Here is a 21946-nt window from a genome sequence, read left to right on the forward strand (position 1 = left end):
TCGACCTGGAACTGCCGCCCCCGTGGCGGCAGTTCTCGTTTGTCTGGGTTTTACGTCACACTCACATGCTTCAAGCCCCGGCATTGGGTGCGCAACTGGACATCGCGCCCGCAACGGCCTTGACGTTGCTTTGAAAAATGGGAAGGGTGAAGGGTGGCATGCGTATCTCTGGGGCGCATGTGAACCGGGGGGCTTGCGCATCCGTAGCCTTCCCCGTCGATCACGGCCCCAGCGCCGCCATCCTGACGTTCAGCTACTGGGGGTAGCAACCAGATGACCAAGAAGACGCGGATCCGGGTCGCGCGGATAACCGCCGGCCTCGTGATCGCCGCCGGCGCCTCGCTGACCGCGGCGGGCGCGGCCTCCGCCCTGTCCATCGGCGTCGAGGCCGACGAGACCGGCGTGAGCGTGAACGCCGACCTCGACGGCGATGACTCGCCCGCCCCGACCGACAGCGCCACGGAGATCCCGACCGGCCCGGCCTCGCCGACGGAGGAACCGCCCTCCAGCGAGCCGCCGACCAGCTCGCAGCCGTCCGAGCCGAGTGAGCCCACGGATGAGCCCACCCAGCCGACCGACGAGCCCACCGAGCCGACGGACGAGCCGACCACCGACAACCCGACCGACGGCAGCGGCACGGGCACCGGTGACAGCGGCGGCGGCAACAACACCGGCACCGACGGCAACTCGGGCACCTCCGCGCAGGAGGAGGGCACCTCCGCCCTCACCGACACCGGCTCGTCGAACACCGAGGCCCAGGGCGGCGGCGACCAGCTCGCCGAGACCGGTGCCGCGCAGACGACCTTCCTCATCGTCGGCGCCGCCACGATGATCGCCGGCGGTATCGGTTTCCGTATCCTGCCGCGCCTCATGAGCGGCCGCGGCGGCGCTGCCGCCTGACGGTAGCCAGTCGCTCACGGAGCGCATGCGCACCGTACGGCGAAGGGCCCCGAGCAGTAGCTCGGGGCCCTTCGGTCGCTCTCGGCGGGCTTCGGGTGTGAGCTTCGTTACGCGGTCTGGTGCGCCGCCAGCAGCGCCACCGCGGCGATCAGTACCGCCAGCAGCCCGATCAGCGCCATCGGGTTCAGACCACCGAGGAAACTCTCCTGCTGAAGACGCTCGCGGTTGGCACGGCACACGGGGCACCGGCCTTCGCTCACGGGCGCCGCGCAGTTCGCGCACACCAACCGGTCGTACGTCATGCGCTCGCCCTCCTTGCACCGGCCATCGCCTACACAACGCTCTGCGGAACGAGAACGTTCCCCTCCCACTGTGCCAGGTTCCCCCGGAAAGGGCGCGGCCGTCCGTGGAGCTCGCCCGGCCACTCCGGGGCACCCGGGAGAGACTGCCCCGGAACAAAACCGCACAAGCCTCACCCAACCGTGACCGGCGCCTGCGCTTCCTCGCCCGACTCGCGTATGGTCACGCTCATCTACCCCCGGCGACCCGTGGTGCATCCGTGATCCGATTCGACAATGTCTCCAAGGTCTACCCCAAGCAGACCCACCCCGCACTCAGGGATGTCTCCCTGGAAGTGGAGAAGGGTGAGTTCGTCTTCCTCGTGGGATCCTCCGGCTCCGGAAAGTCCACCTTCCTGCGGCTGATCCTCCGCGAGGAGCGGTGCAGCCACGGCCAGGTGCACGTCCTCGGCAAGGACCTCGCCCGTCTCTCCAACTGGAAGGTGCCGCAGATGCGCCGCCAGCTCGGGACGGTCTTCCAGGACTTCCGCCTGCTCCCCAACAAGACGGTCGCCGAGAACGTGGCCTTCGCCCAGGAGGTCATCGGCAAGTCCAAGGGCGAGATCCGCAAGTCCGTGCCCCAGGTGCTCGACCTCGTCGGGCTCGGCGGCAAGGAGGACCGCAGGCCCGGTGAGCTCTCCGGTGGTGAGCAGCAGCGCGTGGCCATCGCGCGCGCCTTCGTGAACCGGCCCAAGCTGCTGATCGCGGACGAGCCCACGGGCAACCTCGACCCGCAGACCTCGGTCGGCATCATGAAGCTCCTCGACCGCATCAACCGCACCGGCACCACCGTGGTGATGGCCACCCACGACCAGAACATCGTGGACCAGATGCGCAAGCGCGTCATCGAGCTGGAGAAGGGCCGTCTCGTCCGCGACCAGGCCCGCGGCGTCTACGGCTACCAGCACTGACCGCGACCGTCCACGGAAAGGCATAACCCGACGCCATGCGCGCCTCGTTCGTAATGTCGGAGATCGGAGTCGGTCTCCGCCGCAATCTGACGATGACCTTCGCGGTCGTCGTCTCGGTCGCCCTGTCCCTGGCGCTCTTCGGCGGCTCGCTCCTGATGAGCGACCAGGTCAACACCATGAAGGGCTACTGGTACGACAAGGTCAACGTCTCGATCTTCCTCTGCAACAAGAGCGACGCCGAGTCCGACCCGAACTGTGCCAAGGGCGCCGTCACCGACGACCAGAAGAAGCAGATCCAGGCCGACCTCGGCAAGATGTCGGTGGTCGAGAAGGTGACCTACGAGTCGCAGGACCAGGCGTACAAGCACTACAAGGAGCAGTTCGGCGACTCGCCGCTGGCCGACTCCCTCACGCCGGACCAGATGCAGGAGTCGTACCGGATCAAGCTCAAGGACCCGGAGAAGTACCAGGTCGTCGCGACGGCCTTCGACGGCCGTGACGGGGTCCAGTCGGTCCAGGACCAGAAGGGCATCCTCGACAACCTCTTCGGCCTGCTCAACGGCATGAACTGGGCGGCCCGCATGGTTATGGCCCTGATGCTGGTGGTCGCGCTGATGCTGATCGTCAACACGGTGCGCGTCTCCGCGTTCAGCCGTCGGCGCGAGACCGGCATCATGCGGCTGGTCGGCGCCTCCGGCTTCTACATCCAGGCCCCGTTCATCGCGGAGGCCGCCGTCGCCGGCCTGATCGGCGGCACGGTCGCCTGCGGATTCCTGGTGATCGCCCGGTACTTCATCATCGACCACGGCCTGGACCTGTCCCACAAGCTGAATTTGATCAACTTCATCGGCTGGGACGCGGTGTTGACCAAGCTCCCGCTCATCCTCGCAACGAGCCTTCTGATGCCCGCGCTTGCCGCGTTCTTCGCGCTGCGCAAGTACCTGAAGGTGTGACGCATGCCAAGAGGGCCGTACGGGCAACCGCCCGTGCGGCCCTCTTGCCTTGTCCTAGACTCACCGGCATGTCAGGCCGAGAGCTGTTCTGTCAGCCCCGCCGGGTTCGCCGGGGGGCGGCTCTGACGTTGGTTTTCGCAGGGCTGTTGGTGACCGGGGCGGCCACCGGGGCGTTTCCCGACCCCGGCCAGTCCGACCGGAAGACACCCACCGGAGCCGCCCGTCCGGCCACCGGGCACGAGGACGTCGCGAAGGCCGCCGCCGAGGCGATGGCCGACGGCAAGTCCCCCATGGAGGCCGCCGAGCGGGCTGTCAGCCGCAGCGGCGACCGGTGGGCGGCGGTCTACTCCGAGGGCGAGTACCAGGAGTTCGAGGAAGCGCTCGACGGCCAGTACACGGGCGTGGGGCTGTGGGCCCGGCGGACCGCGGACGGGCGGATCGACGTGACCAAGGTGCAGGCCGGGTCGCCCGCGGCCGAGGCGGGGATCAGGAAGGGCGACCGGCTGCGCAGCATCGACGGCGAGGACGTCGACGGGCGGCCCGTCACCGACGTCGTCTCATTACTGCGCGGTGACGCCACCGACGCCCGCGCCGGTACGACCGTCACCCTCGGCCTCGAACGCGGCACGCGCGCGTGGAGCGAGACCCTGCGCCGGGCGCTGCTGTCGACGGACTCGGTGACCGTCCGCAAGCTGGCCGCCGGCATCACCGTCATCAGGATCTCCGCCTTCACCAAGGGCTCCGGGGAGCTCGTGCGCACCGCCGTCCGGCAGGCTCCCGCCGACGCCGGGATCATCCTCGATCTGCGCGGCAACTCCGGCGGACTGGTCAGCGAGGCCGTCACCGCCGCCTCCGCCTTCCTCGACGGCGGCCTGGTCGCCACCTACGACGTCGACGGCGACGAGCGCTCCCTGCACGCCGAGCCCGGCGGCGACACCGCGAGGCCCCTGGTCGCGCTCGTGGACGGCGGCACGATGAGTGCGGCCGAGATGCTCACCGGCGCCCTCCAGGACCGTGGCCGCGCGGTCGTCCTCGGCTCCCGCACCTTCGGCAAGGGCTCCATCCAGATGCCGACCCGCCTCCCCGACGACTCGGTCGCCGAGCTCACCGTCGGCCACTACCGCACCCCCTCCGGTCACGCCGTGGACGGCCGGGGCATCACCCCCGACCTGGAGGTGTCCGCCGGGGCACTGGAACGGGCGGAGACGGTCCTGAGCGGCCTCGGCGATCCGTCGTAGGAAACGTCGCGGGAAGCCCGTTAACCGCTTCCCCCGCACCCCCTCCGTAGTGCGAAAATGGACAGCACTATGGCCAAGGGAATGTACGTACCGAAAGAGTCCCAGCAGAAGCAGCAGGGGACGGCCGCCAAAGCCCGGGACGGCGAGAAGGGCGGCAAGCGCAAGATCGTCGCGCAGAACAAGAAGGCGCGGCACGACTACGCGATCATCGACACCTACGAGGCCGGCATCGTGCTGTCCGGCACCGAGGTGAAGTCGCTGCGTCAGGGCCGCACCTCGCTGACCGACGGCTTCGTGCAGATCGACGGGAACGAGGCGTGGCTGCACAACGCCCACATCCCCGAGTACCACCAGGGCACCTGGACCAACCACGCGGTGCGCCGCAAGCGCAAGCTGCTGCTGCACCGGGAGGAGATCGACAAGCTGGAGGCCAAGACCCAGGAGACGGGCCACACGATCGTGCCCCTCGCCATCTACTTCAAGGACGGCCGCGCGAAGGCGGAGATCGCCCTGGCGCGCGGCAAGAAGGAGTACGACAAGCGGCAGACCCTGCGCGAGAAGCAGGACCGCCGGGAGTCGGACCGCGCGATCGCCTCGGCCAAGCGCAAGCAGCGGGGCGTGTAGCCGACGGGAATGCGGTGGCACGGGCGTACGTTGGTCACGTACGATGGGGCCAACAGCAGGGGAAGCCCTGGTGTGGGCATTGAAAAATCAACATGGGGATGATCGGTTTCGACAGCGGATGTCGAAGCAGGGGAAGCGTGTCGAGGAAGCGGCAATGATCTCGTAAACCATATGTCGCAACCAATAATCGCCAATTCCAAGAGCGATTCCCGCGCCTTCGCCCTCGCTGCCTAATAAGCAGTGAGTGAAGGCCCTAACGGGTGTCAGCCCGGGGGTGTTCCCGACCCGGACCCTGGCATAATCTAGGGGACTAAACCATCGAGCCCGGTCACGGGGTTCGGTGGGAAATCAAACAGTGACTGGGCCCGTCGGCGACTTGTTCGCGTGATCGCCGGGGCCGAGAAAATCACAGCGAACTGCACACGGAGAAGCCCTGTTTTTGCACCGTTGGACGCGGGTTCGATTCCCGCCATCTCCACGATCAGGGGAGCCCAGCTCCTCAATCCCATGTGGGCACAGGCCCTGGCGCTCTGGAAACAGAGCACCGGGGCCTTTGTCATGCCGGGAGGACCGGCAACGGACGGATACGTGATCGGAGCGAACACCGCATGACGTCCGAAGAACCATGGACCCTGCTCGTGCAGGCACGCGGCGAGCCGTCTCCCCTGTACGAGCCGGAGGACCCGGAGGGCCCGGAGGACCCTGCGGCCCACGACGACCTCGGCGCCCTCGGCGCCTTCACCCGCGCGATCGCGCTGGACGACGACCGGCTGGCCCTCCCGGCGGATCTGGCGGACGAGCTGCGCTCCTGGTCGCTGTCCCGCCCGCCGGAGGGTTTCGCCTCCCGCCCCGCCCTGCGCAGACACGCCGCACGGGGGCTGGAGACCGCCCGGCGCCTCGCCGGACGGCTCGGGCCGGCGTGGTCGGTGCGCTACCGCGACGAGCGGCACCGGACGGCGACGTGGCTGTGCTGGGGCTGCGACCGCCTGCACGGGGAGCCCGACGAACACGGCACCCCGCCGCATCCGCTCGACCTCACGGTCGAGGCCGAGTACCGGTACGGTCCGCTGCGCGCCGACGGCTTCGGGGACTTCTTCCCCGACGACCCCGCCGCCGGACTGGCCCTGTCCGACGACCTGGTCGCCGAGCTGTACACCTGGGCGAGGGCCGTCGACACCACCCTGAACCGGTATCTGCGGGACCGGGACGAGGCCACGTACGAGGACGAGTGGCAGCGGCTGTTCCACGAGGGCGCGGAACTGGCGAGACGAGTCGCCCACGAGTCCGGCCCCGCCCGGAGAGTGACCTACCGGGGCGTGGCACACGGCGGCCTGAGCACACTGACGTCGATCACCTGGCAAGGGGACCGGTCCCGGTAGCCGACGAGGAATCCTTGGGGGAGGGGTGCGCGCACCGGGGCACAGCCTCGATTCGGCCGGCGGTGCCGATCAGGAACGCCGCGGTGGCCGCGGCGAGCGGTGCGGTGAACGCGACCGTCGGGGAGACGTGCTCGGCCGCCCAGCCGCCGAGCGCGGAGCCGCAGGCGATGCCGGTCAGCAGGGCGGTGACGACCAGGCTCATCCCCTCGTTGAGGCGGTCCGCCGGGGCACGGTCCTGGACCAGGGTCATCGCGGTCACCATGGTCGGCGCGGTCGCCATGCCCGCCGCGAGCAGAGCGGGGGCGAGGGCCCAGAGGCTGTCGAACGCGCGCGCGGCGAGCAGCGGGAGGGACATCAGCGCCGCCATCGACAACAGGCAGAACGGGAGCCTGCGTTCGGCCGGTCCGGTCGGCCGGAGCGCCCCGTACAGCAGGCCCGCCGCGCAGGAACCGGCCGCTTGGAGGGCGAGCACGGCACCGGCCGCCGAGCGGTGGCCCTGGGCGTCGGCGTAGGCGATGGTGACGACCTCCATCGAGCCGAACACCGCACCGGTCGCCACGAAGCAGGCCAGCAGGGGACCGATGCGCAGCGGCGTACGTGCGGTGCCCGTACCGGCCCGGGGCGGCGGCTCGGTGGCCCGCTGGGCGGCGAACAGCAGCGCGCCGGTGAGCAGCAGCACCGCGCCGGCCAGCGTGCCGGCCTCCGGGAAGAACGTGCCGGTCAGGAAGGAGGCGAGGACCGGGCCGAGCATGAAGCACAGCTCGTCGGCGGCCTGTTCGAAGGAGTTCGCGGTGTGCAGGGCGCCAGGGTCGTCGCGCAGCAGGTGCGCCCAGCGGGCCCGGGACATGCCGCCGAGGTTGGGGGTGGTGGCGGTGGCCGCGTAGGCGGCGAACAGGGTCCAGTCCGGGGCGCCGTAGCGGACGCAGAGCAGCAGGGCGAGGCTGCCGAGCACGGCGGTGACGGTCGCGGGCACGGCGACCCGGGCCTGCCCGTACCGGTCGACGAGCCGTGCGATCCAGGGCCCGGCAAGACCGGTCGCGGCGAGGCCGGTCGCGGTGACGGCACCGGCGAGGGCGTACGAGCCGCGCGACCCGGCGATCATCACGACCGAGCTGACGCTGAACATGCCCATGGGGAGCCGGGCCAGCAGGTTCCCGGCGGTGAAGGCCCGGGTGCCGGGGCGGGCGAAGAGGCGGCGGTAGGGGCCGGGCGGGCGGCGACGGGAGCGGGAGCGGGGGTGAGGGGTCTCGCGAGGGCCGGAGGGGTGGTCGGCGCGGCGGTGGAAGCGGGGGCTGAAGTCGACGGTGACGAGGGAGTCGGCGGTGACGGTGTGCATGCTCGGCGCAGCGGGTTCGGTCGGTTGCGGCATGGACACCACCGTCGCCCCGGGCCGATCAAGGGGTCCAACACCTGCTCGGCGCCGATTCACGCACTGCTGTTGTGAGTCCGGTGAGGCCCGGGCCGTTCGGGCCGTTCGGGTTGCTCGGGTTGCTCGGGCTACTTCGGGCTGAAGGCGATCACCGGGGTGTAGTCGGATCCGGCGTTGAATTCGACCCGTTGGGTGCCGGTCGGTGAGCCGATCCCGCGCAGGGGCAGGGTCCAGGTCTGTGTCGAGCCGTCGACCGTCCGGTTCGGGCGGGTCGCTGTTTCGGTCCAGCCCCAGTCGGTCGACCGGCTCCGGTAGAGGCCGCCGTTCTCGATCATGTAGTCGGCTCCGAGGGCAGAGGGCGACGGATAGGGGAGCTGGTAACCGGTCGCGGTGTTGCCGTCGGTGTTGAAGAAGACGTGGTAGTAGGACTGTTTGGTGTGGAAGGTGACCTGGAAGGTGACCGTCCCGGACGACACGCAGACGGAGTAGTCGGTGAGGGCGCCCGAGCCCGCGGCGGAGGTGCAGGAGGAAGAGCCCTCGTCGCTGCCGCCCGACTTTGCCTCGGTCCGGCCGCCGTCCGCCGCCGCGGCGGCAGCGACGGACGGCGCGGTCGTCGGGTGGGTGGCGGAGCCGCCCTTGGCGGCTTTCGTGGCCGACGGCCCCGACGGCGCGTGGGTGGCGTCCGCCGGCGGTGACGGTGACGCGGACGGCGAGGCGGACCGCGACATGGACGGTGGGGGCGGGCCGAGCAGGCGCGGCGTGCTGTCGTACGAGCCGCCGTCCCCCGCGGTGCCCGGCATGGCGCCGGACGCCGAGTCCGACGACCGTGTGCCGTCGTCGCCGGCGCGGCCGATGAGGAAGGCACCGCAGATCAGCGCGGCCATGACCACGGACGCCCCGGCCAGGAGCACCGCCCGGGGCAACCGGCGCCGGGTGGTGCCACCGGCCGGGCGCCGCGGAGCGGTGTCGGTCCCCGCTCCGGCGGTGGCCTCCGCCCTGCGGTCGCCCCCACGGTCCGGCGGCGTGCCGACGACCTTCCGGCTCCGCTCGCTCTCGCTCTCCGTGTGCTCGCTGCCGACGCGCGGGGGGTTGGCCGTGACGGCCGTGGGCTGAGGGGTGACCGCGCTCTCCGCCGCGAACGCGGCCGCCGTCGCGGACATGGGCGGCGTGGTGGGGCCGGGTTGCTGCTGGGAGGCGGAGTCGTCCTCGGGGCCGGGGCCGGGGCCCGGCGCGGTGCGGGAGACGGACGCCGCGGCGATGGCGGAGGGCCCCTTCGGCCGCCGGGGCAGTGGAGACGGCACTGTGGTCGCGTCCTTCCAGGAGAGCGGTGGCGAACGCGTCCGGCGGCGCCAGGGCGCCGATGGTACTGGCGCCGGACCCGGATCCAGGCCGCGTCGAGCTGTCTCGTTGTTGTCAACTTGCTTGCTGGTTCGTCCAGTTGCCGTTTCCTGCCACGTTGCCGGTAACAGTGCCTGATGAGGCACCGGTGATGTCCCTGCCGGCGCATCGCCGACTGCCCGCCCGGGCATCGGCCGGGTGCCCGGTGCGGTACCGGTAAATTCGCCCGATGGCCGCTTCTCCCGCCCACATCGACCCCCGGCTCCTGCGCGTCTTCGTCGTCGTCGCCGAGGAACTGCACTTCACCCGCGCCGCCGCCCGGCTGTACGTCGCCCAGCAGGCCCTCAGCCGTGATGTGCGGCGACTGGAGCGGGAGTTGGGCGCCGAGCTGTTCCTCCGCAGCACCCGGCGGGTCGGCCTCACCGCCGACGGCACCCGGCTGCTGCCGTACGCCCGCCGGGTACTGGCCGCCCAGGACGCCCTGCTCGCCGCGTTCGGGCAGGCCCGGCCGCTGCTGGTGGACCTCAACTCCCCGGGCCTGGAGACCGCCCGCGGTGTCCTGCACCGGGCCCGCGAACTCGCCCCCGACTGCGAGCTGATGGCCCGCTACGAGAGCGGGCTCACCGGAGCGGCGGCGGAAATCCTCGCGGGACGGCTCGACGCGTCCTTCGGGCGGTTCGCGGGACTGGATCCGGCGCTGCGCTCCGGGCTCGAACACCAGCCCGTTCGATTCGAACCCATGGCCGTAATTCTCCCCTCCGAACACCGGCTCGCGGCCCTGGAGGCGGTACCGCTGGCCGCGCTGGCGGGCGAGACGGTGTACGCCGGCGCCGGGAACGAGCGCACCCTGGAATGGACTGACCTGGCCTTTCAGCTCTTCGAGGGGCGAGGTGTCGCGGTCGCGCCGCCGCTGCCGCTGGCCGTCGGGGAGGAGGAGTTCCAGCGGGTCATGGCCAAGGACCGGTATCCCGTCCTCGCGGTAGTGGGATTTCCGGCCATACCTGGAAGCGTGTCGCGGCCCCTGGTCGACCCGGTCCCGCTGTCGCCCGTGTCGCTCGTGTGGCGAAAGGGGCTGGTCCATCCGGGACTCGACGCGCTGCGCCGGGCCGCCGCCGAGATCGGGCGGGCGGAAGGCTGGCTTCAGTGGCCGGCCGACGGATGGATTCCGGCCAGTGATCAAGAGGTGATGGACGACCACAAATGACACATCGGGAACGTGGGTCTTCCCCGTGCGCTAGCTTCATGGGCCCGGGCGCGGAGAGTAACAAGGGGGCGCTCGGAGCGGGTGGGGGCCCGTTCCGTTGACGTGTGCTCGGGTTCGTCAGCGCGCCCGGAACAGTCCCGTGGGGGGATCCAAGCGCGTGAAAAATTGGCGAGAAGAAGCCCAGCCCGAAATGCCGGAGGCGGCCCTGGATGCCAGGGATGTGCCGGTGACGGGGGACGACGGGGCGGAGACGGCCGGCGACGGCGGTGGCGACGGCCGTGGCGACGGCCGTGGCGACGGCGGTGGCGACGGCGGTGGCGGTGGCGACGGCCGTGGCGGGGAAGCGGCCGGGGCGACCGGAGCGAGTGGGTCCGCCGGGGCGACCGGGGAGACCGGCCGGACCGAGGTGTTGCGGGCCGGCTCCTTACGGGACCCGTGGGCCGTCGTCGAGCCGCCGATCCCGGTGTTCCTGCGCGGCCCGGCCCCGGGGTCCGTCCACGACCCCGACGAGGTGACCGTCCAGAACGACGTCGGTGCCGTACGAATACAGCCGCTGGGGCGGACCCGGCTGATACGCCCCGGCAGGTCCCAAGCCTCCGATGCGCATGGCGTTTCCGGCGCATCCGGCACATCCGCCGCACCCGCCGCATCCGGCACTTCCGGTGCCTCCGAAGTCCCCGGCCCCGGCCTCGTCTCCGGACCCGGCGCCGGCCCCGTGCCCGTCTTCGTCGACGCGTCGGGGCGCCGCAGCCGCCGGTTCCGCAGGTTCGGGATGGCCGTCGGCCTCGTCTGTGCGGTCTACGCGGTCGTCATCGTCGTCACCCTGCTGTCCGGAAGCTCCGACGCGCCCTGGCTGCCGGTGCCCGGGCAGAACGCCGACAAGCCGGCCGGCAAGGTCGACGACTCGCCGCGGCCCGCGAGGTCGCCGCGGTCCTCGGACGGCGGCGGCGCCTCGGTGGCCGGCCCGGTCGTGAGCGGCGGTACGACCCCGTCGGCCAGCACCTCCTCCCGGGTGCCCGGTGCCGGAAAGGGGACCGCCCGGCCGAGTGCGTCGGCGTCCGCGCGGCCGTCGTCGTCCGCCGGGGTGACGGGCTCCTCGCCGAAGCCGGGGTCGTCTTCCGCGTCCTCCTCGCCGTCCGCGGCGACACCTTCCTCGGACGCGCCCTCCTCACCCGCCTCGTCGCCGCCCCCGGCCTCGCCCAGCGAGTCGGCCGCCCCGACCGGCGGCCCGGTCGCGGAGGGCGCGGCCCCGCGCACCGCCACGACCGGCGACGCCCTCGCCCCCGCCACCGTCCTCTGATGGCCTCGCGCACCCGGCGCCGCGGGACCGCCGCCGACGCCTCCCGGCGCCGCCGCCTGTCGATGCGCCTGACGCTGCCCGTCCTCCTCCTCGCCGCCCTGATGGCGATGCTGATGCTGCGCGGCTACGTGCACAGCGAGATCCTCGCCGACCACCGCATCCGCCCCGAGGCCGCCTCCGACAGGGTCCCGGAGAAGATCCTGGACGGCGGCCCGGTCATCGACACCCGGGGCGGCCGTACGACGTCGCTCCGCATCCCGGACCACCACCTGGTCCTCACCTTCGACGACGGTCCCGACCCGACCTGGACCCCGAAGGTCCTGGACGTCCTGAAGAAGCACCGCGCGCACGCCGTCTTCTTCGTGACCGGCACCATGACGTCCCGCCATCCCCAGCTGGTCCGGCGCATGGTGGCCGAGGGCCACGAGGTGGGCGTGCACACCTTCAGCCACCCCGACCTGTCGTACCAGTCGAAGAGGCGCATCGACTGGGAGCTGTCCCAGACCCAGCTGGCGATCACCGGCGCGGCCGGCATCCGTACGTCCCTCTTCCGGCCGCCGTACTCCTCCTTCGCCGACGCGATGGACGACCTCTCCTGGCCGGTGACCGAGTACATCGGCAGTCGCGGCTACATCACCGTCGTCAACGACAGGGACAGCGAGGACTGGCGCAAGCCGGGCGTCGACCGGATCATCCGCAACGCCACCCCGGCCGGCGGCAAGGGCGCGATCGTCCTGATGCACGACTCGGGCGGCGACCGCCACCAGACCGTCCAGGCCCTGGACAGGCTCCTGCCCCAGCTGGAAAAGCGTGGCTACCGCTTCGACAATCTCACCGAGGCCCTGCGCGCGCCGAGCGCCCACACCCCGGTCACCGGCCCCGACCTCTGGCAGGGCAGGGCCTGGATTCTGCTGGTCCAGGCGGCGGACGGCATCACGGACGTGCTGGTGGTCGGCCTGGCGGTGATCGGCGCGTCGGTGCTGGCCCGGTTCGCCCTGATGCTCTGCCTGTCGTTCCTGCACACCCGCAGGGTCCGCCGCAAGGGCTTCCGCTGGGGCCGCCGCCCGGTGACCGAACCGGTCTCGGTCCTCGTCCCCGCGTACAACGAGGCCAAGTGCATAGAGAACACGGTCCGTTCGCTGACCGCGAGCGAACACCCCGTCGAGATCGTCGTCGTGGACGACGGTTCGACGGACGGCACGGCACGGATCGTGGAGAACCTGGACCTGCCGGGCGTCCGGGTGGTCCGCCAGGAGAACGCGGGCAAGCCGGCCGCCCTCAACCGGGGCCTGCGCAACGCCCGTCACGACATCGTCGTGATGATGGACGGCGACACGGTCTTCGAACCGGCCACGGTACGGGAGCTGGTCCAGCCGTTCGGCGACCCGGCCGTCGGCGCGGTCGCCGGCAACGCCAAGGTGGGCAACCGGGATTCGCTGATCGGCGCCTGGCAGCACATCGAGTACGTGATGGGCTTCAACCTGGACCGCCGGATGTACGACGTGCTGGGCTGCATGCCGACGATCCCCGGCGCGGTCGGGGCCTTCCGCCGTACCGCCCTCGAACGGGTCGGCGGCATGAGCGACGACACCCTCGCCGAGGACACCGACATCACGATGGCGATCCACCGCGACGGCTGGCGGGTGGTCTACGCGGAACGGGCCCGGGCCTGGACGGAGGCCCCGGAGTCGGTCTCCCAGCTCTGGTCCCAGCGCTACCGCTGGTCGTACGGCACGATGCAGGCGATCTGGAAACACCGGGGCGCGCTCCTGGACCGCGGCCCGTCCGGCCGCTTCGGCAGAGTGGGCCTCCCCCTGGTGTCGTTGTTCATGGTGGTGGCCCCGCTCCTCGCCCCGCTGATCGACGCGTTCCTCCTCTACGGCATCGTCTTCGGCCCGACGCAGAAGACGATCGGCGCCTGGCTGGGGGTCCTGGCGGTCCAGGCGGCCTGCGCGGCCTACGCCTTCCACCTCGACCGCGAACGCATGACCCACCTCGTCTCGCTCCCGCTCCAGCAGATCCTCTACCGCCAGCTCATGTACGTCGTACTCCTCCAGTCCTGGATCACGGCGTTGACCGGCGGCCGCCTGCGCTGGCAGAAGCTGCGGCGCACGGGAGTGGTGGGGGCGGCGCCGGGCACGGCCGAGGAGAGGCAGGCGGCATGACACAGGCAGAGGCGACCCCGGTCGCACCGGGCAGGACCGGAACCGGTGGCGGGCGGGACCGCTACCTGGACCTCCTCCGCTCCCTGGCCCTGCTCCGCGTGGTGATCTACCACCTCTTCGGCTGGCCGTGGCTCACCGTCCTCTTCCCCTCCATGGGCGTGATGTTCGCGCTGGCGGGCTCCCTGATGGCCCGCAGCCTGAACCGCCCCGCGGGGAGCGTGATCCGGTCCCGGCTCCGCCGTCTCCTCCCACCCCTCTGGCTGTTCGGCGCGGTCCTGCTGACGATGATGCTGACGGCGGGCTGGCATCCGCTGAAGGACCCGGACGTGGGCGGTGGTTGGAGCGGCTGGTCCCGACTCGCCTTCTACGTCCTCCCGATCGGCGCCCCGCCGTACCCCGAACACCTCGGCTCGGCGTCGGGCCTGCTGGACGACACCTGGGCGGAACAGGCGGCGGGCCCGCTCTGGTACCTGCGGGCGTACCTGTGGTTCGTGCTCCTTTCGCCCTTGCTGTTGCGGGCATTCCGCAGATGGCCCCTGCCGACGACTCTCGCCCCCCTGGCGCTGACGGCCGTGCTGGCCACGGGGTTGGTGAGGATCCCCGGCGAAACGGGCAACGCGGTGACGGACTTCGCTGTGTACGGCGGCTGCTGGATCCTGGGCTTCGCCCACCACGAGGGCGCACTGGCACGCGTCCCGCGTTACGCGGCGGTCTCGCTGTCCTGCCTGGTGATGGCGGTGGGCCTGTGGTGGGCGTCGGGCCACCAGGGCCCCGACGGCTGGGACCTGAACGACATCCCGCTGGCGCAGGCGTGCTGGTCGTTCGGGGCGGTCGTGCTGCTGCTCCAGTACTCCCCGTCCTGGCGGGAGCTACCAGGCGGCCTACGCCGCTGGGACAGCTGGATCACCCTCTCCAACAACCGCGCGGTGACCATCTACCTCTGGCACAACCTGCTGATCATGGCAACGGTCCCGATCATCGACCGGGCGTACAACCTGCCGTTCATGGAGTCGGACCGGGCGTCGGGGCTGCTGGATTCGACGTACGGCTTCTGGATGTTCGTGGTGGTGTGGCCGCTGATCGCGGTGGCGGTGGTGGCGTTCGGGTGGGTGGAGGACGTGGCGGCGGGGCGCCGGGCGCGGCTGTGGCCGAACGGGGCTCGCCGGGGCCGGGCTCGCCGACGGGCGGCCTGAGAAGCAGCGGCCCCCCCCCGCGCCATCGCGACGAAGACTGCGTTCTCGTCCCAGCGTTCGTCTCCCCACCCGGCGGATGCTCTTCGGTCACGATCCGCCCAGCATCCGGTCCTCGTCGAAGCCGAGCTTGTCCTCGATTCCCAGTTCCTCCGCGGCGTGCCAGCGCAGGGGGTCCGGCCAGGCCGTCGGATCGCCGGTGGCGATGCCGCGCAGGAAGCCGACGGCTTCGGGGGTGCCGATCTCGCCCAGCGTCTGGAGGGCCTTGACGCAGAAGGTGAAGTAAGGACCGTCGGTCGACTTCCGTTCCCGTACCAGGGCGGCGACCGCTGCGACTCCCTCCGGGGCGCGCAGCTCTCCGAGCAGGTCGACCAGGTCCTCCGTGTTCACACCTGCGGGACCCGCGGGCCGCGCGGCCAGCACCGTCGCCAGGATCGGCCCGAGCCCTTCGGGGTGCAGGTGCAGGGCCAGCCCCGCGAGTCGCTCGAAGCGCCGCCAGTCCCCTTCGGTGGACGTGATCCGAAGCCAGTCGAGGACACGCTGCCGTGCCGCGGGCACCGCGGCCGCGGTCTCCTCGGCCCGCTCGGCGTCGATGTATCCGCCGGTGACGAGGGCGTCCACTCGTTCCAGGAGGGCGCGGTCGGCCACCGCCCCAGCCGATTCAGCAGACATGTGTGCCGTTCCGCCTTCCGGGCTGGTCCAAGCGGCGGAGGGATGTCAGTGCCACTCGTCGGGGTCGAGGGCGAATCCGACGAATCCGTCCTCGACGGTGACGGTCAGGTCGGGCTGCTCGATACGGGCTGAGATCCGTGCCCGGTCGAACTCGCCGAATTCAAGGACGAAGTGTTCGGCGATGGCGGGGCGGTCCAGGGGGTCACCGTCGAGGTCCACAGCCGAGTTGGCACGGTCGGCGCCCTGGCAGAGAACCGAGACGAACAACGGCAGGTGTTCCGTCTCCAGCAGGATGTCGGCGTTACGGATGACCCCCACGATCCCCACTCCACCGGTGACCTCCCCGCACAGGTCGTCCAGACAGTCGACCAGTGCGTCCCAGTTCTGTCCGAAGTAGCCAGGGAAGCGCAGGACTTCCGCGAAGGTGCGGAAGACGCCCTGCGCGGTCGTCAGCTCGCCGGCGTTGAAGTGGTGGACAACGCCGCCGTTCGCCGCCAGCTCCGACAGCTGCCGCCGGACCTCCGGCGTACCTTCGGGGACAGCGACGACCCAGGGTTCCGAGGTGTGTGTGAGGTCGAAAGTCGTCATTGCTGGGTCACCCTGTGAATTCGCCGACGTAGTAGAAAGTGCCGTAGTGGTCCGGCGTGTAATAAGCGGGCCCGGGGCCGTCCTTCGGGGTCAGCAGGCGCTCGGGGCCTCTGATCTCCTTGCCGCACCCCGGGGCGCTGCAGTGGGGGAGGTCGACCTTCGCGTTGACGTCCCATTCCTTGTATTTGCCGCCGGGCAGAGCGGACATGTTGTTACCCCAGTTCGCGTTGCCATGGTAGCCGTCGACCTTTCCGATTCCTCCGGGGCGGGCGTTGACCTTGTCCAGCATGTCCGCCGCCTTCTGCGGCGCGGGACCGGGAAGGACGCCCAGACCACCGGGACTGCCGGTGTCGCCGCCGTGCAGATGGCACAGGGGTGCGAGGCCCAGCGGGTCGGACCAGGTGTGTGGGTTGTGGACGTAGGCGACGGGGTTCGGCGCGGGGAGCAGACCGAGCGGGTCGGGGCTGGCGTAACGGGCGGTCTCGGGGTCGTAGTGCCGGTGGTGGTTGTAGTGGAGCCCGGTCTCCGGGTCGTGGTACTGGCCCGGGAAGCGCAGCGGGGTGTACGCGGTCGCGTCCTGGTTCCAGGCGGTGGTTCCCCACAGAGTGGTCCGCGTGTGCCAGTGGATCTCCCCGTCCGGTGAGATCAGCTCAGTCGGGGTGCCGACGACATCGGTGACGATGGCGAAGAAGCGCTCGTCGATGGTGTCCTGGGGGGCGGTGGCAGCCCAGACCCGTTCGCTCTGGCTGAGCGGGGTGAACCCGTCGTGGTTCCAGGTCAGGGTGGTGTGTACATCCGTGTGGCGCTGCTCGGTGGTCTGTTCGCAGAGTGTGTTGCCATCCCAGGTGAAGACGGTCCGCTCCAGGACGGTCTCCCCGTCGGCGTCCAGACGGAGCTTCGCGGTTCTTCTGCCCAGGGGGTCGTAGGTGTAGCGCCAACGGCTGCCGTCGGGTGTGGTGACGGCGGTGAGCAGATCCTCGGCGCTCCACTCGTACCGCCAGACGTCGGGCTTGCGGGAGAGCCGGGTCTTACGGCGCACGATCACCCGTCCCTGGGCGTCGTACTCGTAGTGGACACCGCCGGCTCGGGTCAGCCGGGTTCCCGTGTACTCCCGCGACCCGGTGGCCTCATGGCCTGGGTGGCTCGCGGGCCACTCGGCCTCCGTCTGGTTGCCGGCCAAGTCGTAGCCGTAGCGTTCGTTCCAGTCCGTCGCGTGGACCGCCGTGACGCGTCCCCGGGCGTCGAGGTCGAAGCGCCGACCGCCGGTGCGGGCATCCTGGACGCCCGTGAGGTAACCGTCCGCGCGGTAGGCGTAGGACCGCTCCGTGACCCGCCGGTCTCCGGCGGTCGTGCCGCGCTGAAGTACCAGGCGGTCGAGGTTGTCGTAGGCACGGGTGAGAGTGAATGCGCCGTCGAAGTGCCGGTCGGTTTCGCGGTCCGCCGCGTCACGCACGAAGTCGACGGTGTGCCCGTGGCCGGTGGTGTGTCCGTGGGCCGCCAGCCGCATGGCGCGCCCGGCGACGTCGTACGCCCAGTCGGTGTGCGCGCCCGATGGAGTGGTGCGCTGGGTGCGGTTGCCCGCGGCGTCGTAGCCGAAGCCGATGGTCCGGCCGTCCACGGTCTCCCGGATCCGCCGGCCGGCCGCGTCGAGTTCCACGCGCAGTGTGCTGTCCGGTCCGACGGCCTCGGTCAGTGAGCCGTTCGCCGTATACGCGAAGACGGTGGTCGCGCCGTCCACGTCCTTCGACGTGATCTGCCCCAGCGCGTCCCGCCGGTAACGGATGCTCTGACCCGACGCGTTGGTCCTGCTGGTCATGCGGCCGGCCGCGTCGTAGGTGTAGCGCGTGGTGCGGCCGTCGAAATCGGACTCGGTGAGGAGCCGCCCGGCGGCGTCGTAGGTGTAGTGCCAGACCAGCCCCTGCGGGTTTGTCACCTGCGTGAGACGGAGGTCGGCGTCGTGCGCGAAGACAAGACGCTCACCTCCCGGGCCGGTACGGGCGCTGAGCCGGTCGAAGTGCGTGTACTCGAAGGTGGTCACCTGGCCGGCGGCGTCGACATGGCGGACACAGTTGCCTTCGCCGTCGTACTCCCAGGTCTCGTGCGAGCCGTCCGGGCCGGTACGGCGGACGGGCAGGCCCTCGACGTTCCGTGCCAGGCGGGTCTCGTGGCCGAGTGGGTCCGTCACCGCCACGGTCAGCCCGAAGGCGTCGTACGCGTACCGGGTCGTGTTGCCGAGACCGTCCGTCACCACCAGCGGGAGGCCGGCCGGGTTGTTCGTGTACGTGGAGATCCGACCGGCCGCGTCCCGGGCCTCGACCACACCGCCGTCCCGGGCGCGGCGGAAACACGTGGTCGAGCCCGTGGGATCGGTGACGGCGGTGACGTTTCCTCGCTCGTCGTTGCTGTACAGCCAGGTGGAGCCGTCGGGCATGGCCAGTGTCGTGGGGCGGTGCAGCTCGTCGTAGGCGATCCGGACGACCGAACCGTCCGGCCGGGTCACCTCGATCGGCTGCCCCGCCTGGTTGTTCGCGAAGAACGTGCGGTTCCCGAGCGGATCCGTCGTTTCGATGACGTGCTGGTGGGCGTCGTAGGCGGTGGTGACCGTACCGCCCAGCGGATCCGTCTCGGCGACGACCAGGCAGTGGTCGTCGACGACGAAGCGGGAGACGGCGCCCGCCGCCGTGGTGACGGTGGTGACCCGGCAGTCGGGCCAGGCGGAGTCGACGCCGTCGTAGGAGAGACGGATCGAGATGTGACCGGCCTCGCCGCCCTCGCTGAGACAGCGGTCGCGCTCGTCATAGGTGTAGTGGTACCGGCTGTGGTTGGTGTCCTCCCAGGAGGTGACACGCAGCCGGTCGTCGTAGGTGAAGCGCAGTGGCAGGCCGGAGGAGTTGACGGTCTCGGTGAGGTTGCCGTCGGTGTAGACGTAGCGCTTGACGACGACGTCGGTGCTGTCGGCGGCGCCGGCCAGGGCGAGGGCGGTGACCCGGCCTTCGTCTACGGTCAGCTTGAGGTGGTAGCCGCCGGAGTGGCGGATGGCCAGGGGAACGCCGTGCTCGTCGTGGTCGAAGTCGATGGTGTGCAGGTTGCGGTCGGTGATGCGGGTGAGCAGGGCGGTGCCGTCGGTGGCAGGGCAGGCGAAGTGGCGGGTGTGGCCGGTGAGGGGGTCGATGATGCGATAACCGCCGTCGTCGTGGCGGGTCAGCGGGCGGCGGGGGCCGGCCTCCGGCATGACCGGGGTGTGGGGTGCGGTGGGGTGGGGATAGGCGAGCAGCAGGCCGTCCTCGGTGACATGGACGACGCCCCGCTCGTCCACTTCCAGGCGCTCGTCGAGAGTCGAGGCCCAGGTCGGGCCGAACCACCAGCCACAGCGGTAGTCGGAGGCGACACGGCGGGTGAAGGCCAGGGGGAGCAGGCCGGGCAGTTCGATGTCGCTCTGCGCGAGGTACATCGCGCCCGTGGCCATGTCGACGGGATCGCTGCCCTTGGAACGCACGACGCTCTTGAGCCGGTTGAAGGCCCCTTCGGCGCCCTCGGCCAGCATCCCCCGTGCGTTCTTCCCCAACCCTCGGACGGCGAGGCTCATGGCCTTCATGCCGCCGCGGAGGTTCTTCATCTCCTTCAGGCCCTTGGCGAGTTTGCCGAGGCTGGTGATGCCCTTGCCACCGGGTATGCAGTCCAGCGCCGCGAACCCCACATCCCACAACGAGGCTTGCCCTTGGGAGTATTTGTAGAGCGTGTCCGCGAGCACCACGAGCGCCGCGACCAGCACGATCGCGCCGAGGATCGGCCCGCCGATGATCATCGCGATGATCCCGACGACCGCGACGACGACCTTGCAGACCGTGACGATGGTGTCCCAGTTGTCCTCGAACCAGTGCCCCACGTCCTGCCACCAGTGCCGGTTCGGAATCCCGGCATCGGACGCCTCGTCGATCTTCCGCTTCGCCTCACCCGCCGCGTCGTCGCGCATCTTCCGCGCGTCCTCGGCCATCTTCTTCGCGGCATCGAGGGCGCTCTGGGCGGTGGTGACGTCCGACTGGGCCTTGGTGTGCGCGGACTTGGCGCTCTGCACGTCCCGGGTGGCGGCGCGGACCTTGGCCTCATCGGGCTTGTCGGCGCTGGACTTGCTGCCGGTGGGGTCGTCCTTGTACTTGTCGGCTTCCTTGCCGGCGCGGGTGACCCACGAATCGGCCGAGGAGAGACGGGACTTGGCGGAGGACAGGTCGGACTGGGCCTCCTTCGCCTTGGCGAGGGCCTTGTCCGCGAGCGACTGCGCCCGCTCCAGCTTGGGCCAGTAGTCGGCGAGCGCGTCGCCGCACAGCTCGTAGGACTTCTTCAGCTTCTTCAGGTTCTTCGGGACGTCCTTGAACTGCTCCTTGAACACCTCCGCCGACTTGCCCGCCCACTGCAGGAGGGTGTCCTCGCCGGCCATGCCCTTGACCAGACGCAGTGCGTCGGAGACGTCGTCGGCGAAGGCATGCAGCTGCGCGGCGAGGGTGCGGACGCGCTGCGGGTCGCCGGGGGTGGGGTCCCGGTCGAGGTCGAGTGGATGCCAGTCCGCCGGTCGATACCCCGCCATGTCCCGCAACCCCCGTCGCGTACGCCCCGTCAACAAACCTGTGCACACGTGAAGTTACAGGTCCCGTGAGTCTGAGGTGAAGGCCGGTCTGTGTTCGGTCGGCTGGAGTCACCTGTGTCTTCAGAGTGTGTGGACCATTCCACCCCAGGGGGGCCTGCCCCGGCCAGCAGCCCTTTGCGGAGGCCAAGTGAGGGTCGCGGCGATGTCACGGGACGGCACCAAAGCCGAGGCGGGGGCGTTGAGTTGCCCGACTATGATGTGCCGTGCACGTTTCGTGCGACTCGGGTGCAGCAAATCGCTCTGGTGCATTCCGGATCGACCCCGATACCGTATTCGCTGCTTCGCAGACCCCAACCGCCCCACCAGGAGCCCACCGTGACCCGCCGTTCCCGCCTGCTCACGACAGCCACCGCCGGTGTGACGGCCGCACTGCTGCTTGCCGGGTGCGGCGGAGGAGACGGAGACAAGTCCGACTCGAACGACAAGATCGCGGGGGCGGACACGGGGGCTTCGACTTCGGCTTCGCCGAGTGCGTCGGCTTCGGCGGCCGACTCCTCGGGGCGTCCGAAGATCACCTTCCCCGCTTCCGCCTCGAATGTTTTCGAGGATCAGAAGACCGGTGATGCCACGAAGGATGCGGTCCTTGCGGACAGTGCCCTGAGCGTGAATTCCATGGATGAGGGGATCTTCCAGGGGAGCACCAGCACGAAGGCCCTCGCCTTCTATAACGCGGACAAGGCCCTTGGTGCGGCGATCACCTATGTACAGGGGTACATCGACAAGGGCGACACGTGGATTGGCAAGACCCGGTACTTCGACCGCAAGGTGACGCTGTCCGGAGCCAAGGATGCATACGTCACTTACTGTTCCGACGAGAGCAAGTCGTTCCTGAAGAACAAGAAGACCGGCAAGGTCAAGAACACGCCGACAACCGCAGACAGTTACGTGCTGTATCACACCAAGCTCACGAAGAACTCCAAGGGTGTTTGGCAGACCACTGACATTGTGTCGAATCGGGGGGACAAGGCATGCCAGCCGTAGGGAAGTTGGCTAGAGGTGCGGCGATCCTCTCAATCGCCTGGGTTTCGGTCTTCGTCTCGCAGACCGCTTACGCCGGTGGACGAGGGGATGACGGTACCGCGACCACCGAAACGCAGGATCATGGAAACACCACAGGTAAAGACTCCCATACATC

Annotated in this window: 17 protein-coding genes and 1 other RNA gene; 12 read left to right on the forward strand and 6 right to left on the reverse strand. The window is 70.3% G+C overall.

Annotation, left to right across the window (positions count from 1 at the left end; genetic code table 11):
- Positions 1-273: 273 nt before the first annotated feature.
- Complete coding sequence (locus ACFWPQ_RS43515; protein WP_384048184.1) at positions 274-900, forward strand: hypothetical protein; 627 nt, start codon at positions 274-276, stop codon at positions 898-900.
- A 107-nt stretch (positions 901-1007) separates the two neighbouring features.
- On the opposite strand, the gene ACFWPQ_RS43520 is transcribed toward ACFWPQ_RS43515, so the two are convergent.
- Entirely contained in the window at positions 1008-1202 is a 195-nt protein-coding gene (locus ACFWPQ_RS43520) for a hypothetical protein (RefSeq protein ID WP_089106595.1), read from the reverse strand.
- A gap of 257 nt (positions 1203-1459) precedes the next feature.
- On the opposite strand from ACFWPQ_RS43520, the gene ftsE reads away from it, so the two are divergent.
- The 6 genes from ftsE to ACFWPQ_RS43550 all read left to right on the forward strand — a co-directional run bounded on the left by ftsE (position 1460) and on the right by ACFWPQ_RS43550 (position 6343).
- The gene (gene ftsE / locus ACFWPQ_RS43525) at positions 1460-2149 is read left to right on the forward strand and encodes a cell division ATP-binding protein FtsE (RefSeq protein ID WP_059203505.1); all 690 of its coding nucleotides are present in this window, start codon (positions 1460-1462) and stop codon (positions 2147-2149) included.
- Positions 2150-2184: 35 nt separating this feature from the next.
- Positions 2185-3102, forward strand: coding sequence for a permease-like cell division protein FtsX (gene ftsX / locus ACFWPQ_RS43530; RefSeq protein WP_361288528.1), 918 nt, complete (start codon positions 2185-2187; stop codon positions 3100-3102).
- 68 nt (positions 3103-3170) lie between these two features.
- Complete coding sequence (locus ACFWPQ_RS43535) at positions 3171-4340, forward strand: S41 family peptidase (RefSeq protein ID WP_384048188.1); 1170 nt, start codon at positions 3171-3173, stop codon at positions 4338-4340.
- A gap of 81 nt (positions 4341-4421) precedes the next feature.
- Complete coding sequence (gene smpB, locus ACFWPQ_RS43540) at positions 4422-4964, forward strand: SsrA-binding protein SmpB (RefSeq protein WP_384048191.1); 543 nt, start codon at positions 4422-4424, stop codon at positions 4962-4964.
- 94 nt (positions 4965-5058) lie between these two features.
- Positions 5059-5445: a transfer-messenger RNA gene (ssrA, locus tag ACFWPQ_RS43545) on the forward strand.
- 127 nt (positions 5446-5572) lie between these two features.
- Positions 5573-6343, forward strand: coding sequence for a hypothetical protein (locus tag ACFWPQ_RS43550; protein ID WP_384048194.1), 771 nt, complete (start codon positions 5573-5575; stop codon positions 6341-6343).
- Here the strand turns inward: ACFWPQ_RS43550 and ACFWPQ_RS43555 are convergent.
- Together ACFWPQ_RS43555 and ACFWPQ_RS43560 are read right to left on the reverse strand one after the other, a co-directional pair.
- The gene (locus ACFWPQ_RS43555; protein ID WP_384048196.1) at positions 6315-7712 is read right to left on the reverse strand and encodes an MFS transporter; all 1398 of its coding nucleotides are present in this window, start codon (positions 7710-7712) and stop codon (positions 6315-6317) included. The two genes, ACFWPQ_RS43550 and ACFWPQ_RS43555, sit on opposite strands and share 29 nt — an antisense overlap.
- Positions 7713-7840: 128 nt before the next feature.
- Positions 7841-9013, reverse strand: coding sequence for a hypothetical protein (locus tag ACFWPQ_RS43560; RefSeq protein WP_384048200.1), 1173 nt, complete (start codon positions 9011-9013; stop codon positions 7841-7843).
- A gap of 266 nt (positions 9014-9279) precedes the next feature.
- On the opposite strand from ACFWPQ_RS43560, the gene ACFWPQ_RS43565 reads away from it, so the two are divergent.
- From ACFWPQ_RS43565 to ACFWPQ_RS43580, 4 genes are all read left to right on the forward strand, one after another.
- Positions 9280-10254: a LysR family transcriptional regulator gene (locus ACFWPQ_RS43565; RefSeq protein ID WP_384048202.1), complete on the forward strand. Its 975-nt coding sequence runs from the start codon at positions 9280-9282 to the stop codon at positions 10252-10254.
- Positions 10255-10444: 190 nt separating this feature from the next.
- A complete protein-coding gene (locus ACFWPQ_RS43570) occupies positions 10445-11554 on the forward strand; it encodes a hypothetical protein (RefSeq protein ID WP_384048204.1) in 1110 nt (369 codons plus the stop codon).
- Complete coding sequence (locus tag ACFWPQ_RS43575) at positions 11554-13719, forward strand: bifunctional polysaccharide deacetylase/glycosyltransferase family 2 protein (protein ID WP_384048207.1); 2166 nt, start codon at positions 11554-11556, stop codon at positions 13717-13719. The genes ACFWPQ_RS43570 and ACFWPQ_RS43575 overlap by 1 nt, the downstream gene beginning before the upstream one ends.
- Entirely contained in the window at positions 13716-14912 is a 1197-nt protein-coding gene (locus ACFWPQ_RS43580; protein WP_384048210.1) for an acyltransferase, read from the forward strand. The genes ACFWPQ_RS43575 and ACFWPQ_RS43580 overlap by 4 nt, the downstream gene beginning before the upstream one ends.
- An 87-nt stretch (positions 14913-14999) precedes the next feature.
- Here ACFWPQ_RS43580 and ACFWPQ_RS43585 read toward each other — a convergent pair whose 3' ends face one another.
- Genes ACFWPQ_RS43585 through ACFWPQ_RS43595 form a run of 3 tightly spaced genes read right to left on the reverse strand, consistent with a single transcriptional unit; the run spans position 15000 to position 20751 of the window.
- A complete protein-coding gene (locus ACFWPQ_RS43585) occupies positions 15000-15581 on the reverse strand; it encodes a hypothetical protein (RefSeq protein WP_384048213.1) in 582 nt (193 codons plus the stop codon).
- Positions 15582-15626: 45 nt separating this feature from the next.
- The gene (locus tag ACFWPQ_RS43590; RefSeq protein WP_384048215.1) at positions 15627-16169 is read right to left on the reverse strand and encodes a barstar family protein; all 543 of its coding nucleotides are present in this window, start codon (positions 16167-16169) and stop codon (positions 15627-15629) included.
- Positions 16170-16176: 7 nt separating this feature from the next.
- Positions 16177-20751, reverse strand: coding sequence for an RHS repeat-associated core domain-containing protein (locus ACFWPQ_RS43595; protein ID WP_384048218.1), 4575 nt, complete (start codon positions 20749-20751; stop codon positions 16177-16179).
- Between the two features lie 375 nt (positions 20752-21126).
- On the opposite strand from ACFWPQ_RS43595, the gene ACFWPQ_RS43600 reads away from it, so the two are divergent.
- Entirely contained in the window at positions 21127-21792 is a 666-nt protein-coding gene (locus ACFWPQ_RS43600; protein ID WP_384048221.1) for a hypothetical protein, read from the forward strand.
- The last annotated feature ends 154 nt before the right edge of the window (positions 21793-21946 follow it).

Source organism: Streptomyces sp. NPDC058464 (assembly GCF_042721035.1).
Lineage (GTDB): Bacteria > Actinomycetota > Actinomycetes > Streptomycetales > Streptomycetaceae > Streptomyces.

Bases quoted from the DNA above. Each gene is read 5' to 3' on its own strand.
- ACFWPQ_RS43575 (WP_384048207.1), top strand. From the start codon at position 11,554: ATGGCCTCGCGCACCCGGCGCCGCGGGACCGCCGCCGACGCCTCCCGG.
- ACFWPQ_RS43550 (WP_384048194.1), top strand. From the start codon at position 5,573: ATGACGTCCGAAGAACCATGGACCCTGCTCGTGCAGGCACGCGGCGAG.
- ACFWPQ_RS43580 (WP_384048210.1), top strand. From the start codon at position 13,716: ATGACACAGGCAGAGGCGACCCCGGTCGCACCGGGCAGGACCGGAACC.
- ACFWPQ_RS43555 (WP_384048196.1), bottom strand. From the start codon at position 7,712: ATGCCGCAACCGACCGAACCCGCTGCGCCGAGCATGCACACCGTCACC.
- ACFWPQ_RS43595 (WP_384048218.1), bottom strand. From the start codon at position 20,751: ATGGCGGGGTATCGACCGGCGGACTGGCATCCACTCGACCTCGACCGG.
- ftsX (WP_361288528.1), top strand. From the start codon at position 2,185: ATGCGCGCCTCGTTCGTAATGTCGGAGATCGGAGTCGGTCTCCGCCGC.
- ACFWPQ_RS43590 (WP_384048215.1), bottom strand. From the start codon at position 16,169: ATGACGACTTTCGACCTCACACACACCTCGGAACCCTGGGTCGTCGCT.
- ACFWPQ_RS43515 (WP_384048184.1), top strand. From the start codon at position 274: ATGACCAAGAAGACGCGGATCCGGGTCGCGCGGATAACCGCCGGCCTC.
- ACFWPQ_RS43570 (WP_384048204.1), top strand. From the start codon at position 10,445: ATGCCGGAGGCGGCCCTGGATGCCAGGGATGTGCCGGTGACGGGGGAC.
- ACFWPQ_RS43565 (WP_384048202.1), top strand. From the start codon at position 9,280: ATGGCCGCTTCTCCCGCCCACATCGACCCCCGGCTCCTGCGCGTCTTC.
- ACFWPQ_RS43535 (WP_384048188.1), top strand. From the start codon at position 3,171: ATGTCAGGCCGAGAGCTGTTCTGTCAGCCCCGCCGGGTTCGCCGGGGG.
- ACFWPQ_RS43520 (WP_089106595.1), bottom strand. From the start codon at position 1,202: ATGACGTACGACCGGTTGGTGTGCGCGAACTGCGCGGCGCCCGTGAGC.
- smpB (WP_384048191.1), top strand. From the start codon at position 4,422: ATGTACGTACCGAAAGAGTCCCAGCAGAAGCAGCAGGGGACGGCCGCC.
- ACFWPQ_RS43585 (WP_384048213.1), bottom strand. From the start codon at position 15,581: ATGTCTGCTGAATCGGCTGGGGCGGTGGCCGACCGCGCCCTCCTGGAA.